Here is a 16,631-nt window from a genome sequence, read left to right as displayed (position 1 = left end):
GTTTCGGCCAAGCGGTATTCCTGAGTGTTGGATAGCGTTATCCCATGACGTCGACCGAACCGTTGCGACTGGATTTCCTGCCCTGGGAGTACGCCCGAACCGCCTCGCCCGCCGAGCGATCCCGCCAGACCTCACGCCAGGCCGGGCTGACTGGCGAAGTGACACTGGGCACCGACGTGTACGTCGCCGAGTCGGCCGCCGTCTACTGTGACGAACTCGCTCTCGGCGACCGTTCCTATATCGCCGCCCACGCCTACGTCACCGGTCACATCTCGTTGGGCGCCGACACCACCATGAACCCCTTCACCACCGTCCGCGGCAAGGTCACGATCGGCGACGGCGTCCGCATCGGCGCCCACACCTCGATCCTGGCCTTCAACCACGGCACCGCCCCCGGCGAACCGATCTTCCGCCAGCCCCACACCAGCCTCGGCATCACCATCGCCGACGATGTCTGGATCGGCTCCGGCGTCACCATCCTGGACGGCGTCACCATCGGCCCCCACACCATCATCGGCGCCGGCGCCATCGTGACGAAGGACGTCCCGGAAAACTCGATCGCCGCCGGCAACCCCGCCCGAGTCCTCCGCTCCAGGGTGGGATCGGGCAGTGTGGGATCGGGTAGGACGGTGGCGGGCCTCCCTGCTCGGCTCACCGCGTTCGCGGCGCGCGCCCGCGACCAGGTGGACGCCGTACTGGCTCGATCCTGGGACGGCGAGCGGTTCGTCGACCGCCCCGGCCTCGATGACGCGCCGGCCGTCCGCCCCTGGTGCGACGCCATCGAGATTGCCGACCTCCTAGTACGCCGTACTCCGGCCGGCCACTCGCGTGATGATCTAGTCCGCCGCCTCCGCGCACGCCAAGACCCGACCACCGGACTGGTCGCACCAGGAGACCTCTCCGACGCCGGCCTGTCCACTCCGTCAGACGCCAAACTCTCAGTCCTGCAAGGCGAAGCGCCGTACCACGTGCTCTGTGTCGGCTACGCCCTCCAGGTCCTTGGCAGCTCCTTCGAGCATCCCATCGACACCACCTTCACCACCATCGAGCTGGACAATTTGCCCTGGGCAAGAAACGCCTGGTCGTCCGGTGCTGCGATCGATGCCCTCGGCACCGCCATCGCTCGCAATCACCATGGCCACAAGGGCGATGACAATCTCAGTCAGCTCATCGGCTGGCTCACCATCAACGCTGATCCGGCGAGCGGCATGTGGGGGAGCCCGCATCCCGACGATGGCTGGCTCCAAGTGGTGAACGGTTTCTACCGCCTCACCCGCGGCACCTACGCCCAGTTCGGCCTCCCGCTCCCGTATCCCGAGCAAGCAGTCAAGACACTCCTTGCGCACAGCAACGACCGTCGCATGTTCACCGGCGACAACGACAACGCCTGCAACGTCCTCGACGTGATCCACCCACTCTGGCTCGCCCGCAAACAAACGTCGTACGGCGAACAGGACGCGCGCCAGTGGGCCGAGCAGCAACTGACGCGCATCCTCGACCGCTGGGTCGACAACGAGGGTTTCGCCTTCGCCCCGAACGGCACCGACGACCGCGCGATCCCAGGCCTGCAAGGCACCGAGATGTGGCTCTCCGTCGTCTGGCTCCTCGCCGACTACCTAGGCCACGCCGACGCCCTCGGCTATCGCCCCCGCGGCGTCCACCGCCCCGAACCCCTCATTCCTCCCCGAACCACCCCGTGGCAGTAAGGCACGTCACTCGGCGAACCAGGAGTTGGCGTCGAGTTCGCCCTGCATCCGGCCCGCGTAATGGTCGAAGAAGATGCGGGACTGCAGCTCACGCCGGCTGGAGACACCTGTTTTGTCGAACACTGCCTTGAGGTGGTCCTGCACCGTGTACGGCGACAGGTGGAGCCGCTGCGAGATCTCGTTCGTGCTCGCCCCACTCAGCACCTGCTGTACGACGGTCCGCTCCCGCTCGGTCAGTCCGTACGCCGCCACGATCAGCGGGATGATCGCCGCAACGCCAGCGGCCTCGATGGTGACGGCGATGTCGGAGGTGACACCCTCCGGACCGCGGACCCGGGCGGCATGCACAGACACCCACTGGCCGGAGCGCGTGCGGAGCCGCATGTGTGGCACGTGCGGCGCCTGCCCGGGCACACCGCGGACAGCGGAGACCACGATCGCGACCGGCATCGGCAGCCGTGACCACAGTTCCCCGCCGAGGTCGACAATCCGCTCCTCGGCGGCAGCGGTCGCCCAGATGACCTGGTCGGCCGCGTCCACGATCACCACTGCCGCACCCTGCTCGAACTGCTGCCGGTTCACGTCCCCACTGATCAGCCCGCGCCGGATGCCACTCGTCATGATCGGTTCGAGGCGGTGCATGAACTCGGCCTCGGCAGGTGAGAAGCCACTCCGGCCCGAGTATCGGTAGATCGAGTAGAAGCCCCACATCTTGGCATCGGACCGCAGTGTGCCGCGCATCTCGTGCTGCAGGTCGGCCTCGCTCACCATGAACCGGTGCCGCTCGCTGAGCTCCGGCCGCCCCCCGGTCGCCTCCGCCAGGATGCTGACCCCGACGTCGCGTCGGGCCAGGTCGGAGAACCGGTTGATGTCGTCGGCGCTGTACTCGTGCATGACGAACTTGATCTCGCCCGCCCCGTCGGTGTCGCTCAGCCCTACCTTCACCCGCCCCGACAGCAGACTGGTCGTCGGATCCGCCGTACCCAGGCAGATGCCGTCATGCGGGATCGCCAGCGCCAGCACCTCGGCCGCCGCCAGACAGAAGTCCGCCCAGTTCAGCCCCGCCGCGGCAGCCGCCTGCAACCCGGCGCTGGCCGAATCGGCGTGGTAGGTCTTCATCCGGCGAGCCAGCTGTTGGCGTCGAGTTCGTTGTCGGCGCGGCCGAGGTAGTGGTCGAAGAAGATCCGGGACTGCAGCTCACGCCGGCTGGAGACACCAACCTTGCTGAAGACGGCTTTGAGGTGGTCCTGCACCGTGTACGACGACACGTACAGCTTCCGCGCGATTTCCGTCGTACTGGCGCCGCTGAGCACCTGCTGGACCACAGCCCGCTCCCGTTCGGTCAGTCCGTACGCCGCCACGATCAGCGGGATGATCGCCGCGGGACCGGCGGCCTCGATGGTGACGGCGATGTCGGAGGTGGCTCCGCCCGGACCACGGACCGGTGCGGCGTGCACACTGATCCACTGGCCGGACAGGGTGCGGGACCGCATCCGCGGCAGCTGCGGTGGCCGCCCGGGAATCCCGCGCGCCGCGGACACCACCACTGCGACCGGCAGCGGGAGCTTCGCCCACAGCTCACCGCCCAGATCGGTGATCCGTTCTTCGGCGGCCTCGGTGGCCGAGATGACCTGATCGGCGGCGTTCACGATCAGCACCGCCGTACCGGGTGCACCCTCCTGGCGCTTGACGTTGGTCGCGATCAGACCACGTCGCAGTCCGGTCGTCAGGATCGGCTCGAGCCGGTGCAGGAACGCAGCCTCGCCCGGCGAGAAGCCGGTGCGGCCCACGTTCCGGTAGATCGTGTAGTAGCCCCACATCCCGTCCGCGGACCGCAGCGTGCCACGGATCTCGTGTTCCATCCCGCACTCCGACCGCATCGTCCGGTGCCGCGCACTGAGCTCCGGCTGGCCTCCGGTCGCCTCGGCCAGGATGCTCACGCCGACCGCACGCTGCGCCAGGTCCGAGAACCGGTTGACGTCGTCGGCGCCGTACTCGTGCTGGAGGAACGCGAGGTCGTGACCATCCGCCGACGGCATCGCACCGACAGGCGCCCCCGACAACAGGCTGGACGCCGGATCGGCAGGGCCGATCCCGATCCCGTCGTGGGAAATCGCCGTGCCAAGAAGGTCGGCAGCAACCTCGCAGAAGTCCTGCCACGTCAGCCCCGCCCCAGCTGCCGCCTGCAACCCTGCCCTGGCCGACTCCGCGTGGTAAGCCTTCATTCCTCGAACCATCCGTTCGCATCGAGCTCGTGGTCGAGTCGGCCGGCGTACTGCGTGAAGAAGATGCGGGAGGCAAGCTCCCGGCGGCTGGAGACACCGACCTTCTCGAAGACCGCCTTCAGATGGTCCTGCACCGTGTACGGCGACAGATGCAGCCCAGTCGCGATCTCACGCGTACTGGCGCCGGCCAGCACCTGCTGTACGACGTCCCGCTCGCGGTCGGTCAGCCCGTAGGCAGCGACGACCAGTGGGATCACACCGGCCGCGCCGGCCGGCTCGATGCTGACGGCAATCTCTCCGGTGAACCCGTCGCGGTTTCGCACCGGCCCCGCGTGCAGTGACAGCCATTCGCCGGTTCGGCTGCGGACCTTGGCCTCCGGGACGAAGCTGCCGGATCCCGTCACCGTGGCGCGCGCCGCCAGCACCAGGCCGGTCACCACCAGCGGTAGCTGCGACCACAGCTCACCGCCGAGCTCGAGGACCCGCTGTTCGGCAGCAGGTGTCGCCGACAGCACCTGGCTGTCTCGGTCGAAGACCAGCACGGCCGCGCCCGCGCCGTCGCGTTGTCGGCGGTTCCGCTCGATACTGGCCGCGATCAGTCCGCGGCGCAGACCTAGACCGAGTGTGCTCTCCACTCGATGCATGAACGCGGCCTCAGCCGGTGAGAAGCCACTACGGCCGTTGCTGCGATACAGCGCATACCCGCCCCACATCCGCCCCGAACTGCGGACCACTCCACGCAGTTCGTGCCGCAAGCCCTGTCCAGCCAGCCAGCCGTGCTGCCGAGGACTGCGACCGGGATCGCCACCAGTCGCATCGTCCAGGATCCCCACTGCCACCGGCTGCTTGGCCAGGTCGGCGAACCGGTTGAAGTCCGGTACGCCGTACTCCAGTGCGAGGAACTCGGTCTGGGCGGCGGGCTGCCGGGCCAGACCTGCTGACCCGGTCATCATTCCGGTGGTCGGATCGGCGATGCCGACGCACAACGCGTCGTACGGGATGGCGCGCTCCAGCAGCTCGACGGCGGCCAGGGCGAACTCCCGCCAGGGCAGACCGGCCTGTGCGGCGGCCTCGATGCCCGCGCGCGCGGACTCCGCGTGGTAGGTCTGCATAGGTTGAGTGTGACTCCCGGAGGCCCAACTTGGCATCCCAGAAATCTGGGACCGAAACATCCCAGGCTTCTGGGATACCGGAGTCTGCCCGATCGGGCCACTGTGGAGTCATGAGGACTCCGACCTGCCCGGCCGCTGTGACCGCCGGTGCGTACCGAACGCTGTGAACAACCCAGAAAGCTGGGATACCGCCTGAGGAGCGGATGCCCGAGGGTTTTACCCATGATCGAGGAACTCCGAGAGGTACTGACCGGGCGGCTGGTGACACCGGCCGACCCGGACTGGGGGACGGTGCGACCGGCCTGGAACCTGACCGTCGACCAGCAGCCGCTGGCCGTCGTGGAGGCGGCCGGACCGGGTGATGTCGAGCACACTGTGGCATTCGCCGCGGCGCACGGCCTGAAGGTCGCTGCGCAGGCAGGGGGACACGGCGCAACCCGTGCGCTCGACAACACGATCGTCGTCCGCACCAACGCGCTCGACGACGTGTGGGTGGATTCGCATGCCCGCATCGCCCGGGTGGGGGCCGGAGTCCGGTGGGGGACGCTGCAGACCGCTCTGGACGGGACGGGGCTGACCGGTCTGCCGGGGTCGAGCGGGGACGTCTCCGTCGTCGGGTACTGCACCGGCGGCGGGTTGTCCTGGTTCGCCCGGCCGTACGGGTCCGGAGCGGGCAGTCTGCGGGCTGCCGAGATCGTCGACGGGGCTGGGGCCCGCCGATGGATCGACGACTCCACGGACCCGGACCTGATGTGGGCACTGCGCGGTGGGGGTGGGAACTTCGCCGTGGTCACGTCGGTCGAGGTGGAGCTGCATCCGGCACCCGAGATCGTGGGTGGGCGGTTGATGTTCCCGATCGACCAGGCGCCCGCCGTACTGGCGGCGTACGGGAAGGCCACCCTGGAGGCGCCGGAGCACGTGACGCTGTGGGCTTACCTGACTCATTACCCGCCGGCGATGCATCTGCCGGAAGCAGTCCGGGGCAAGTCGTTCTGCATGATCGACGGAGCAGCGCCGTACGACCCGGGGGCAGTTGCTACGGCGTTGGAACCGATCCGGGCTGCCGGGACGGTGCTGGTCGACACGATCGGCCCTCGGCAGGCCAGCGGGGTCATCGGGATCACGCAGGAGCCGATCGCTCCGGCCGCGATCGCGCTGATGACCAGCACGTTCGACGAGGTCACACCGGAGCTGATCGACACCCTGATCGAGTACGCCGGTCAGCCGTCGCTCATCTTCCAGGTGCAGCTACGGCATCTGCGGGCGAGCGACGACGTGATTCACCCCGGCATCGCATCGGCCGACCCAGCGGCGCAGTACATGCTGCTGGCGGCCTCGATCCTGCCCGTGCCGGAGCTGGTGGGCTCAGCCGAGCAGGCGCTGGGTGCGCTGAAGGAAGCAGTGTCTCCGTGGCAGGCGGGTGACCTGCCGCCGTCCGGTCTGTCCACGAAGGGATCGCTGCAGGACTGCTTCACCGAGCCGGACCTGGCGCGGCTGCGGGAGATCAAGCAGAGGGTCGATCCGGTGGGCACTCTGATCAGCAACTACCCCCTGCCCTGCTAGGTGCCGAGTGAGGGTCCATTAGCCTGGGCCGGTGGACCCCCGCACACGCCGCATGGTGGTAACCCTCGTTCTGGTGGCACTCGTCGCCATGGTGATCGTCGCAGCCCTCGTGAAGTGAACTAACCTTCTGGCGCATGACTCCCACCACCACGCGGTCGTCGTACCTGATGCGGGCGGGCCTGGTCCGCAATGTCCGGTCGGGTGAGCATCTGACCACCTTCGTGGTCTCCGGCGTGGCGACGGTGCTGATCACGCGGCTGTTCCTCAGCCTGAGCGGCTACCCGCAGATCGGCGGCAAGGGGCTGCACATCGCGCATGTGCTGCCCGGTGGCGTGCTGATGCTGATCGCCATCTCCCTCTTGCTCGGGTACGTCGGTCCGGTCGTCCGGCCGGCCGCTGCGCTGGTCGGCGGCGTCGGGTTCGGGCTGTTCATCGACGAGGTCGGGAAGTTCGTCACGTCGGACAACAACTACTTCTACAAGCCGACCGCGGCCATCGTGTACGTCGCCTTCGTGCTGATCGTGCTGGGGAGTCGCTTCCTCTCCACGCGGCGGCCGATCGACCCGCGCGAGGAGCTGGCCAACGTCATCGACCACGCGGTCGAGGGAGTCGCGGGTGGGCTGTCACGGCAGCGGCGGGCGCAGGCCTCGGAGCTGCTCCACGAAGTCGCGTCCGACGTACAGGGCCGCCGGGAGACTGAGGCCTTGCTCGCCGCCTGCCCTGCTGACGAGGTCGAGTTGGCGGCACCAGTCGATGCGGGTTGGCGGGCATTGCAGCGCGGCTTCGAGCGGCTGGCGACTCATCCGAAGGCTGCCACGGTTGCCGTCGTCGTACTGGCTATCCAGGCGATCGGTGCGATCACGATCGCCATCGTGGCCGGTCGCGGACTCGGTCAGCTCTCCGTGCTCGGGGTGACCGCCGGCAGCTTGCTGTCGGCAACGTTCACGGTGCGGGGCGGTCGTCAGTTGCGCAAGGGCAACCGGGCGCGGGCGGTCCGGCTGTTCGAGCTGGCGGTGCTCGTGTCGCTGCTGATGACTCAGGTCTTCCAGTTCGCCCTGACACAGTTCGCGGCGGCGGGTGGGATGTTGCTGGACCTGGTGATGCTGGGGCTCCTGCGTGCCGAGCGCGACCGCATGCAGCGTGAGGAGGAGCTGGCTTCGCAGAGGCGGGACGGCGCCGTACCGGCCGCGACTACGCCGCTGGGACTGCCACCCGATCCTGCGGCACCGCGGTTTCCTGAGGACCCGGCAGATCCGGCGTAATCCGCCACCTCTCGTTCCGGCCGAACAGCACCGGCGACATGGTCGCCGTGAAGAAAAGCGCACCGGCCAGCAGCAGTGCGGGCGCCATACCGATCACAGCGATCGCTGCCCCGGCGAACAGGCCGCCGAGCGGCACTCCGGCCCAGGAGACTGCCGAGGAGAGCGAGTTGACGCGGCCGAACAGGTGCGGCGGGATCCGCTCGATGAACAGTGCGCTGAGGACCGGGTTGATGAAGCCGGCCCCGATACCGCAGACGGCGTAGATGGCCACCAGGGTCCACAGCGGCCCGTCGAGTGCCATCACGATGAAGCGCGGTGCGCCGCAGATCAGGAACGCCCAGATGAAGACGGCCTTTCGCGGCAGCCGGTGGCCGATCGCCGACGCGAGCAAGGCGCACACAGTGGCGGTCACACCGAACGCGGTGAGCACCAGACTGGTGTGTCCAGGGCCGAGACCATGGTTCTTGATCCAGACCGGCAGGAAGACCGCCCCAACGGCAGCGTCCAGCAGATTGGTCACGCCGCTCATCAGCACCAGCGGCATCATCAGCCTGTCGCCGCGCAGGAACCGCCAGCCGTCCAGCAGGCGTTGGCCGTAGCTCGGCTCGTCCGTCCTCGCCTTCTCCGCCTGGAGCCGCCGGCGGGGGAGCCACCGGTAGATGAGTGCTGCGCAGACACCGAACGACGCGGCATCGACCCAGAGTGCGTTGACCTCACCGACCAGCGTGATCAGACCACCCGCGACCGCGACGGCGATGAAGGTGGCGAGGCGTTCCGTCGTACTGGACAGGCCAGTGACTCGCTCCATCGGCACCTTCGCCGCGTTGGCGATTTCCGGGAGCATGGTCCCCTTCGCGGAATCTCCGGGGCCGCGCAGAGCTCCGGCGACCGCGACCAGAGCTAGCAGGACTGGGAACGACAACAGGTGCAGGGTGTGCAGCAGCGGGATCAGCGCGACCACGCCGGTGCTCGCTACATCAGCCACGATGCTGACCTGGCGAGCGCCGAGCCGGTCGATCCACGGACCCCCGACGACCTTGGAGATCACCAGCGGGGCCGTCTCGGCCAGCGCGACCACACCGGTCTTGACCGGCGAGCCGGTGCTGATCAGCACGAACCAGGGGATCGCGATCGCACTCACGCGGGTCCCGCAGATCGACACCACGTTGGCGATCAGATAGGCGACCAGAGGCGCCCGGTACGGCGTACTCGTCGTGGTACTCATCGCGTCTCCCGCGGGTAGGCCTGGATCTGGACGGTGACCTGCTCCTCGCCGTCCGCGAGGGGCGCGGTGAGGTCGGTGACGCTGTACTTGCGCAGCACTGCGAGCAGTTCGCCCTTCAGGGTCTCGAGCTGGTCGGCGCGCAGATGGCACGTGTAGTCGGACAGCAGGCTGGCTTCCTTCCACTCCGGCGGCATCGTCTGCAGGGAGTCGATGAACGCGAACATGTTCTCCGCGTAGGCCTGGCCGACACCGTGCAGGAAGCCCATGGTCAGCTCGGGCTCCTCGTCCAGCAGTTTCGGTACGTCGACCGACGTCGACTGGTGTGCGGCCTTCCACCAGCGGTCCCGGGCATTGCCCCGGCTGTCGTCCTCAAGCACCAGACCCGCCTCGGCCAGCTGGCGAAGGTGGTAGCTGGTGGCGCCCGTGTTCACCCCGAGGCGATTGGCCAGCGTGGTGGCCGTCTGCGGTCCGTAGACGCGCAGCAGGCCGAGCGCCCGGCTCCGCATCGGGTGCGCGAGCGCCCGCACCAGGCTCCGGTCCAGCCGCACGACCTGGTCGTCGGGGGTGTTGCTCTCGTTGTCGCTCATAGGACGAGCCTAGGACTGCAAAGCCAGTTTGCAAAGAGTTTTTGCAAACAGATTCTGCGAATGGTCCGGCAGCTGCAGACCTGATGGCGTCCTGCGAGGTTGTCCACAGGTTCGGATTGGGTGGCCGGGCGGGGGCGGAATCGCTGCATCTTCTCTGGTGACAAAGCCGACGGCGGCAGACCGCCGCCCACGACACGGAGAGACCACCATGCTGCGAGTGATGCTCGAGGACGCCGACTACTGCGACGTCCCGGCCGACCTGATGACCTTCGACGACGGAGCCGTCGTGTTCTGGCGGGACGGCGAGGAGGTCGGCCGGCACCGCCAGTCGCGGATCCGATCCCTGGAGTTGCTGAACAACCGCTCGATGACCCACAAGATCAAGGCGGCCCGACGCAACCATCCGAACGCGTTCCGGCCGTGGACCGCCGAGGACGAGCAGTTGCTGACCGAGATGTTCCGCGGGGGTGCCGGCAAGAGTGAGCTGATCGACGCTCTGGGCCGGCAGGAGGGCGGGATCGCGACCCGGCTGCGGGGTCTCGGACTGCTCCTGGAAGACCAGAAGCTGCTGTGAGCGGAGCGGTCGTCACCCGCTGCCGACGAGACCCTTTTGTGATCAGCCGGAGGCGTCGGACACAATGGCGCGATGCAGGCAGAGGTGGATTCGGCCGGACACCCCGATGCGTCGACCGTGGATGCGGTCGGCGAGATGGGTGCGTGGGAGGCGATCCGCGCTGCCGTCCTGGACCGGACCGGCCTGGTGCGAGCGGTCGCGTCCGGTCGGCGCCGTGGGCTGGACCAACCGCCGTACCAGCGGCTGGAGCTGCGCTACGTCGACCTCAAGGGGCAGCGTCACCTCCAGCTGACCGAGTTCGACGAGCGCCAGGCGCACACCCGGAACTTCGTCGGACCGGAGGTGCTGGAGGCGGTCGACAAGCTGCTCGCCCTGCCCTACGGCACGTGGCATGTCGAGACGACGACCGAGACGCTGCGGCTGCGCTACACCAAGAAGGGCAAGGAGCTGCTGCATCGGCAGGCGGAGAGCCGGGAGCAGACGACCGGCCACGACCGGGTGAAGCAGCGGGTGCTCGACCCGGCGGCGCCGTTCCTGATCGAGCTCGGGATCAGCGACCACCAGGGGCGGGTGAAGCCGTCCCGGCAGGCGAAGTACAAGCAGATCGAAGAGTTCTGCAAGCTGCTCGCGCCGGCCCTCGAAGAGGCGATCTCGGCCGGCCGGATCGCGACCGGCCGGCCACTCCAGGTGGTCGACCTCGGCTGCGGCAACGCCTACCTCACCCTGGCGGCCCATCACCTCCTGACCGCGGCCGGGCACGACGTCCGGACGACCGGAGTCGACCACAACCCGTCGGCGCGGAAGCGGAACACCCGGGTGGTGACGGCGCTGGGCTGGCAGGACCACCTGCGGTTCGTGGATGCCACCATTCAGGCGGCGGAGCTCGACATCCGGCCGGACGTCGTACTGGCGCTGCACGCGTGCGACACCGCCACTGACGACGCGCTCGCGCGGGCGGTCCAGTGGGAGGCTCCGCTGGTGCTCGCAGCTCCGTGTTGTCATCACGACATCCAAAAGCAGCTCAAGAGCGTCACACCACCGGCACCTTATTCTCTGATGACGAGGTATGGCATCGTTCGTGAGCGGTTCGCCGACGTCCTGACAGATTCGCTGCGGGCGGCGGTCCTTCGACAGGTGGGGTACCGAGTGGAGGTAGTGCAGTTCGTGGACAGCCAGCACACGCCCCGCAATCTGCTGCTCCGAGCCGCCCGGACGAACGCCGCCGTCACCCCCGACCTCGAGTCCGACTACGCGTCGCTGATCGCCGAGTGGCAGGTCACGCCGCGGCTGGCCGAGCTGCTCCTGCCGCCACCTGCCGTCCCTGGGCCGGCGTCGGAGGTGGGTGCGTGAAGCTCCTCCGTACGGCGCTCGCCCTGGCCGCCGCGACCTGCTTCACGCTGGCCACCGCCGCGCTGCCCGCCGTCGCCGCGGACCCGACGCCGGCCGCGCCGAAGAAGCTCTTCACGATGAGCGACAGCCGGCTGAAGGGTTCGTCCGGGCTCGCGAAGAGCCAGAAGTACGAAGACCTCTACTGGACGGTGAGCGACACCGGTGAGACCGCTCGGGTCTTCGGCGTCGACACCGACGGCGACATCAAGGTCACCCTGCGGTTCAAGGCCGACGTCCGCGACGTCGAGGCGGTCGCGGTCGATCGCGAGGGCACGATCTACATCGCCGACATCGGCGACAACGCCAAGTCGCGGGACATGATCGAGATCTACACGATCCCCGAACCGGGCAGCCTCGAGGACGCCGAGAACGTCCGCTACCACCGGTACGACTTCACGTACCCCGACGGTGCGCACGACGCCGAGACCCTGCTGGTCCAGCCCGAGACCGACCAGCTCTTCATCGTCACCAAGGCCGCCAAGGGTGCAGCGATCTACGCCACCCCGGCCACCCCGTCGCGTGAAGGCACCAACAAGCTCACCAAACTCGCCGCCGCCCCCGCCGGCACCTTCACCGACGGAACCTTCCTCCCCGACGGCCAGCGCGCGGTCCTCCGCACCTCCACCGACGTCGCCACCGTCGCCTGGGGCGACACCCCCACCCTCGTAGCCCGCAGCTCGGTCCCCGCCGCCGACGGCGAATCCGTCGCCGAAGCCTCCGCCGACAACGCCGTCCTGGTCGGTGGCGGCAACTCCAGCGCCGCCGTCTACCAGGTCCAGGTCCCCGCCAAGAAGGCCGCGGCCTCACCCCCCGCCTCCTCAGCACCCCCCAAGGGCTCCACCAACGCCGACGCCGGAGCCGGCGCCGGCGCCGCCGACAAGAACCACAACCTCCGCTGGATCATCATCGGCGCCGCCCTCTTCGCCCTCGTCATCACCGTCCTCACCTTCCCCCCAGGCCGCCGCGAACGCCTGGACCGCATGGCCGAAAACGCCCGCCTCACCGGCCAATCCGCCACCCCCACCCGCCGCCGCCACAGCGCCTAACCCGAACCCCCACCCCGCGGCGCCCCTCTTGGCGCCTCCGGCCCACCGCAGTCGCCGCGTCGAACTGTGATGAGTGGGGTGGGCTGGGCTCGTGCACCGGCCGCAGGTGCTCGCCCCGTCTCCACCGTCGGGGGTGTACCCCTTGCGGTGGGTTTGAACAAGCTATGCCGTGTTCAAGCCCACCGTTTCTTGTTCAAGCCCACGGTTGGTGGCTCGGCCAACGGCGTACCTGGGTGCTTGCTCGCCGCGGCGGCCGACGAATGACAGGTACTGAGTTGAGGTCTCGAGCTGGCCGCCCCACCGAGGCCCGCCGTGCCTCCACCATCGAGGGCGACCTCAACGAATCACCCGCTCACCGCACAGGGAAATTTGAACGGATCTCCCCTGAGTTTGCCCCTTCTCCCCTTGAAATATGAGCAGAGAAGGGCCCATTCGAACGGATATCCGTTCAAATGCGCGTACTCGGGAGCCGGTGGCGAAGGGGGATTGGGGCTGCCTGCTCTCGGACGCCCTCCTGATCACCACCAGACCGAGGTACGCCGGGTTCCGGGTCGGCGAATGGTCGATCGGCGCGGTGCCGCTGGGGTGCGCACGGTGGGTCCGAGGTCCTCTGGCGGCGGCGGCGGAGTGTCGGTGGGCGCTGGTAGAGGTGGGGGCTCGACGTCCGGGACCGGAGGGGGTTGTGATGGTTGAGCGACCGCGCGTGGTGGTGAGTGTGGGGGCCAGTGTTGATGGGAAGGTGGCGCTGACCAGGGACTCACTTTTGATGCGCAAGCCGAGTTCGGAGCTGTGGGCGGCCATGACGCCCCGAGCGGCCGACCCGGTGGCGGTCGACATCCTTGATGTCGTCAGGCAGCAGTACGGGTGCAACGCGATCCTGGAGGGCAGCGGCAGCCTGGTTGCCGAGTCCGACGTTCCAGAAGAACTGCCTGCGTACGACGGGGATACCGCCGAACTCTACGAGCACTTCCTGCCAACGGATATCACCGAACTTCCGTCGCCGCCGCTGATGTGGTTCACGGTTGTCGACAGCCGCGGACGAGTGCGGTGGACCGAGGACAACGAGAACTGGGCGGCTCTGGTTCTGGTGGCGCGGTCCACTCCTGCTGCGTATCTCGCCTATCTCCGCCGCGAACACATCTGCTATCTCGTCGTGGGCGAGGCCCGGGTCGACCTGCCGCAGGCGATCGCTGCGATGGCTAGTGCGCTCGGCATTCGGTGCGTCTTGTCGACCGCGGGTGGTGGGCTCAATGGTGCGCTACTGCGGGCCGGGCTGATCGACGAGCTCTACCTGACGCTGGCACCGGCTCTGATCGGCGGCCTCGGGACGCCGTCAGTGATGGACGGTCCGCCGCTTGCGGAGGGCGAGGCCGCGACCAGCTTGCAACTGCTCTCGGTGAACACCGATACGAACGGTTCCGTTCGGCTGCACTACGCCGTGGCTGATCGCTAACGTCCGATGACTCGCCGACCACGGCCCGCGTGTCTTCGGACGTTAGTGCTCGGGAGGGGGAGTTAGGGCGTCAGGTAGCGGCCGGTGAGGCTGTCGGGGTGCGTCGGCAGGTTGGTGGGGGTGGTGGCGGCGACTATGCGGCCGCCGGCGGTGCCGGCTCCGGGGCCCAGGTCGATGACGTGGTCGGCGTTGGCGATCAGGTCCAGGTCATGTTCGATGACGATGACGGTGGCGCCGAAGTCGATGAGGCGGTCCAGAACGCCAAGCAGGACAAGGATGTCAGCTGGGTGGAGGCCGACGCTGGGTTCGTCGAAGATGAAGAGGGTGTTGGACTGGGGTTTTTCGAGGTCGGCGACGAGCTTGAGGCGTTGGGCCTCGCCGCCGGACAGGGCCGGGGTGGCTTCGCCGAGGATGAGGTAGCCGAGGCCGATCTCGTCGAGGGTGCGCAGCCGGGCCTGGAGTTTGCGGAGGCGTGGGAAGACGGCGCGGGCCTCGACGATGGTGAGCGCGAGAGCCTGGGGGAGGGTGAGACCGTCGATCACCACCGCATCGGCAGCAGGGCTGTAGCGAGTTCCGCCGCACAGCGGACAGGGGATGTCGACGTCAGGCAGGAACTGGACGTCGAGCGAGATCTGCCCAGTCCCCTCGCATTGCGGGCAGCGCAGACTGCCGGTGTTGTAGGAGAAGTCCGCCGCCGTGAGATCGGGTGATGCTGCCGCGTAGGCGCGCCTCAGGTCGTCAAGGATTCCGCTGTACGTCGCCACTGTCGAGCGCACGTTCCGCCCGATCGGTGCCGCGTCGACCACGACCGTACGTTCCATGCCTCCGGCGTCCAACCGCCGTACGTGCGCGGGTTCCGAGCCGAGCAAGGCAGGAGCGAGGCTGTCGAGGACCAGCGTGGTCTTGCCGGAGCCGGATACACCCGTCACCGCCGTCAGCCGACGCAGCGGAAACTCGGCCACCAACTCATGCAGCGTGAAGTACGGCGAAGTCTCGAGCCGAATCCGCCCATGCGCAAACGTCTCCGCAGCAGGCACTCGGGGCCGAACCACCACCGGCTCAGCCCCACTCAGGAAGCCCCCGATCAGCGACGCACCAGCAGCCTCCAGCGCAGAAACGGTGCCTGCGGCAACAACCTCACCACCGTGCGAACCCGCGCCCGGACCGATCTCCACCAGCCAGTCCGCATGCCGCAGTACCCGCACGTCGTGATCCACGAGCACCACGGAGTTCCCGGTCGCGACCAATCGCCGTACGACGTCAATCAGCGCGTCGATGTTGCTCGGATGCAGCCCCACAGATGGTTCGTCCAGCACGTACAACAGACCTGTCGCGCTGCTCCGCAGAGTCCGCGCGAGCTGCACCCGCTGCAGCTCACCAGTCGACAAAGTGCGCGACGCGCGGTCGAGCGACAGATACCCGAGCCCAAGCCCCAGTAAATGCTCAGCCGTCGGAAGGAACGCCGCCGCGATCTGCCGCGCCATCGACGCAAGGTCAGCTGGAGCGTCCAGCGAGCGCACGAAAGACGTCGTACGCGAGAGACTCCACGACGACAGAACATCCAGCGCTACGTCGTTCAGCAACACCGACCGGGCCCGAGCACTCAGCCGCGAACCACCGCACGTCGGGCACGATGCCACCCGCACGAACCGGTCGAGCCGCGCGACCGTCTTCTCGCTCTGCGCGTTGTCGAGCGCGTCCTGAACCACCCGATTGGCGTTCCGGTACGTCGCGTTGAGCTCGAAGGCATTGCCCTTCTTGCTCGTGACGATCACCGTGCGCTTCGTTTCGTCGCCGTGAAAGATCGTCTCCCGCTCGGCGGCCGTCAGCTCCCGGAACGGTACGTCGGTCCGCACCCCCAACTGCGCAACCACCTGCGGCAACAGCCCCGCGCCGAACGAACCCCACGCTGCCACCGCACCATCAGCGATCGTCAGTGACTCATCCGGCACCAGCGTGCGCTGATCGATCTGCCGGCTCTCACCCGTCCCGCCGCACGTCTCACAAGCCCCGTCGCCGTTGAAGGCAAGATCCTCAGCCCCCTGTACGGCGAACCGCTGGCCGTCGACCGGACACGTCAGCTGTCCCGTGGACGCGATCTCGATCGTCGCCGCGACGCGGTGCCCCTGCGGACACAGATGGGACCCCAACCGCGAGTACATCAACCGCAGTGAGTTCAGCAGCTCAGTCGCCGTACCGAAAGTACTGCGCACTCCCGGCACCGCGGGCCGTTGGTGCAGAGCGATCGCCGCCGGCACCCCATCCACGGCATCGACGTCCGCGCGAGCGGCCTGCGACAGGCGACGACGCGTGTACGTCGACAAGGCCTCCAGGTACCGGCGGGAGCCCTCGGCGTACAGGACGCCCAGCGCGAGCGACGATTTGCCCGAACCGGAGACCCCCGTCAACCCGACCAGCTGCCGCAGCGGTATGTCGACGGACACGTTCTTCAGGTTGTGAACCCTGGCCCCCCGAACGGCGACTTCATC

At 68.2% G+C, this 16,631-nt stretch carries 13 protein-coding genes; 7 read left to right on the top strand and 6 right to left on the bottom strand.

Annotated elements, in window-relative coordinates; all coding sequences use genetic code 11:
* The first annotated feature begins 44 nt into the window (after positions 1-44).
* A complete protein-coding gene (locus ACFVWG_RS30870; RefSeq protein ID WP_391546961.1) occupies positions 45-1,706 on the top strand; it encodes an acyltransferase in 1,662 nt (553 codons plus the stop codon).
* Positions 1,707-1,712: 6 nt separating this feature from the next.
* Here ACFVWG_RS30870 and ACFVWG_RS30865 read toward each other — a convergent pair whose 3' ends face one another.
* From ACFVWG_RS30865 to ACFVWG_RS30855, 3 genes are read right to left on the bottom strand one after another with little or no spacing between them, the layout of a single operon-like run.
* Positions 1,713-2,825, bottom strand: coding sequence for a helix-turn-helix transcriptional regulator (locus ACFVWG_RS30865; protein WP_391546960.1), 1,113 nt, complete (start codon positions 2,823-2,825; stop codon positions 1,713-1,715).
* Positions 2,822-3,931, bottom strand: a complete 1,110-nt coding sequence (locus tag ACFVWG_RS30860) for a LuxR C-terminal-related transcriptional regulator (protein WP_391546959.1) — start codon at positions 3,929-3,931, stop codon at positions 2,822-2,824. The genes ACFVWG_RS30865 and ACFVWG_RS30860 overlap by 4 nt, the downstream gene beginning before the upstream one ends.
* The gene (locus ACFVWG_RS30855) at positions 3,928-5,043 is read right to left on the bottom strand and encodes a LuxR C-terminal-related transcriptional regulator (protein WP_391546958.1); all 1,116 of its coding nucleotides are present in this window, start codon (positions 5,041-5,043) and stop codon (positions 3,928-3,930) included. Before ACFVWG_RS30855 ends, ACFVWG_RS30860 begins: the two co-directional genes overlap by 4 nt.
* Positions 5,044-5,265: 222 nt before the next feature.
* Between ACFVWG_RS30855 and ACFVWG_RS30850 the strand changes: the two genes are divergently transcribed.
* Positions 5,266-6,606, top strand: a complete 1,341-nt coding sequence (locus ACFVWG_RS30850) for an FAD-binding oxidoreductase (RefSeq protein ID WP_391546957.1) — start codon at positions 5,266-5,268, stop codon at positions 6,604-6,606.
* 134 nt (positions 6,607-6,740) lie between these two features.
* Entirely contained in the window at positions 6,741-7,868 is a 1,128-nt protein-coding gene (locus tag ACFVWG_RS30845) for a hypothetical protein (RefSeq protein WP_391546956.1), read from the top strand.
* Here the strand turns inward: ACFVWG_RS30845 and ACFVWG_RS30840 are convergent.
* A complete protein-coding gene (locus ACFVWG_RS30840) occupies positions 7,798-9,093 on the bottom strand; it encodes an MFS transporter (protein WP_391546955.1) in 1,296 nt (431 codons plus the stop codon). The two genes, ACFVWG_RS30845 and ACFVWG_RS30840, sit on opposite strands and share 71 nt — an antisense overlap.
* Entirely contained in the window at positions 9,090-9,680 is a 591-nt protein-coding gene (locus ACFVWG_RS30835) for a helix-turn-helix domain-containing protein (RefSeq protein WP_391546954.1), read from the bottom strand. Before ACFVWG_RS30835 ends, ACFVWG_RS30840 begins: the two co-directional genes overlap by 4 nt.
* 208 nt (positions 9,681-9,888) lie before the next feature.
* On the opposite strand from ACFVWG_RS30835, the gene ACFVWG_RS30830 reads away from it, so the two are divergent.
* The 4 genes from ACFVWG_RS30830 to ACFVWG_RS30815 all read left to right on the top strand — a co-directional run bounded on the left by ACFVWG_RS30830 (position 9,889) and on the right by ACFVWG_RS30815 (position 14,142).
* Positions 9,889-10,254: a hypothetical protein gene (locus tag ACFVWG_RS30830; RefSeq protein ID WP_391546953.1), complete on the top strand. Its 366-nt coding sequence runs from the start codon at positions 9,889-9,891 to the stop codon at positions 10,252-10,254.
* A gap of 72 nt (positions 10,255-10,326) precedes the next feature.
* Positions 10,327-11,604: a class I SAM-dependent methyltransferase gene (locus ACFVWG_RS30825; RefSeq protein WP_391546952.1), complete on the top strand. Its 1,278-nt coding sequence runs from the start codon at positions 10,327-10,329 to the stop codon at positions 11,602-11,604.
* Complete coding sequence (locus tag ACFVWG_RS30820) at positions 11,601-12,689, top strand: hypothetical protein (RefSeq protein WP_391546951.1); 1,089 nt, start codon at positions 11,601-11,603, stop codon at positions 12,687-12,689. The genes ACFVWG_RS30825 and ACFVWG_RS30820 overlap by 4 nt, the downstream gene beginning before the upstream one ends.
* A 412-nt stretch (positions 12,690-13,101) precedes the next feature.
* The gene (locus tag ACFVWG_RS30815) at positions 13,102-14,142 is read left to right on the top strand and encodes a dihydrofolate reductase family protein (protein WP_391546950.1); all 1,041 of its coding nucleotides are present in this window, start codon (positions 13,102-13,104) and stop codon (positions 14,140-14,142) included.
* Between the two features lie 62 nt (positions 14,143-14,204).
* Here the strand turns inward: ACFVWG_RS30815 and ACFVWG_RS30810 are convergent, their stop codons facing one another.
* A complete protein-coding gene (locus ACFVWG_RS30810; protein WP_391546949.1) occupies positions 14,205-16,586 on the bottom strand; it encodes an excinuclease ABC subunit UvrA in 2,382 nt (793 codons plus the stop codon).
* Positions 16,587-16,631: the final 45 nt, after the last annotated feature.

The organism is Kribbella sp. NPDC058245 (assembly GCF_042882005.1).
Taxonomy (GTDB): domain Bacteria; phylum Actinomycetota; class Actinomycetes; order Propionibacteriales; family Kribbellaceae; genus Kribbella.
Note: the sequence above shows the minus strand (reverse complement) of the source record. Positions and strands in the feature narration are given on the sequence as shown.